Origin of the sequence: Stenotrophomonas ginsengisoli (genome assembly GCF_001431485.1) — a bacterium.
Lineage (GTDB): Bacteria > Pseudomonadota > Gammaproteobacteria > Xanthomonadales > Xanthomonadaceae > Stenotrophomonas > Stenotrophomonas ginsengisoli.
The window spans coordinates 1-1,373 of record NZ_LDJM01000048.1 but is presented as its reverse complement, the minus strand read 5'-3'; the positions used below and the strand labels follow the sequence as shown (position 1 = coordinate 1,373).

1 protein-coding gene is annotated in these 1,373 nt (G+C 61.2%); it reads right to left on the bottom strand.

Annotated features, from left to right (window positions below):
• Positions 1–35 precede the first annotated feature (35 nt).
• A complete protein-coding gene (locus ABB30_RS14675; protein WP_057639060.1) occupies positions 36–1,250 on the bottom strand; it encodes an IS4 family transposase in 1,215 nt (404 codons plus the stop codon).
• Positions 1,251–1,373: the final 123 nt, after the last annotated feature.

The window sequence follows — 1,373 nt, the reverse complement described above, 5'->3', positions numbered from 1 at the left end:
AAGCGCGGGTCAGAGTCTTAGGTTTCCCCACGTTTTCACGGGCGTAGAGACATCTGCTCCAAGACGGCCTGTGGCGGTGATCTGAGATGTTCAAGGCAGCGCGATGCTGGTCCCAGTGGCCAGCCTCTGGCCAATGCTTCGCGGCCGATACGCAGGGTGGAATACAGCTTTCGGGTGCTTTTGACCGGCCACAACCAGTGGGCGATATCCGCTGCTTCGCAGGCCATGCCGGCAAGCCAGCTGACGAAGCTGGCCAGGGTGCTGACCAGCAGCAGGATCTGCAGCCGACCGCCTTGACGGGTCAGGCTGTCTTCCAGCGCCTGACCATAGCGGTGTGATTTCAGGTCACGAAACGCCAGTTCGATCTGCATCCGGCGGGCATAGAGTTTCACCAATTGCCGGGGGCTGGCATTGCTCAGTTCCGGCGAGGCCACGATCAACCACGGCTCCCGCTCGCGGGCAGCTGCTTTCAAGCTCTCCGACGATCGTGAAGCCTTGATAGGTGTACGTCGATTGACTTTTCTCCTGCCTTTTCGTGCTTTGGCATAAACCACCAACCGGCAGGCAAGTGGGGCACTGCGGTTGATCAGCATCGATGGCAACTCGTGCGGCGTTGCCGTGGCCATCGCATGCAGGTGCCTGCTGTCAGCCCATTGCTGTGGGTGATCGGGGACATGCTGAGGCTTGATGCAAGTAGTGCCACGCAAGCGCCCCACCCAATCCCAGCCCAGCGCTGAAACAGCCCGGAACCAAGGGCTGCGGAAGCCGGCGTCGGTGACCAAAATCGGCGTTGCCTGCGCCGGCACAAGCTTGCTCAGCTGCTGTAAAAAGCGTTTCTCAGCGCCCGGTGAACCTTGCTCGCGGCCGGGAAAGACCATGTCCAGCAGGGTCAATGTACGGCCACCGACGGGTATGGCCGCACGCAGCAGGCACCAGCTCTTGTCGGGCTTCAAATCCGACCAGTCGATCAGAATGACCGGTTGTGGCCCACGCAGCAGCCAGCGGGCCATGTCCTGCTCGATGCCATGGCGTTCACCATGCAGGTGCCGGTTGCCGAGCAGGCGGTCAAAGGCCTTGAGCGGAGCCCGCACGCGCAGGGCGCCAGGCCAGGATCGCGCAATGTCACTCAAGGTCAATCGGCGGCCCTGGATCAATGCCTCAACGGCTTGCAGCAGCGCCCGCCGGCGCAGGGCGTGCATGCCGGGTAGTGAGTTGCGCAGACACTTCTGCAATACTTGGCTGGCGCGCATGATCGTCAGTCCTTTTTTGGTTTAGTCACCTCCAAGGCTGCGTCATGCGCGCGCCTGTTTCTGCTGTGATGATCACAAGTTGTTGATATCAATGGCAGAAACGCGGGGAAACCTCAGGGTCAG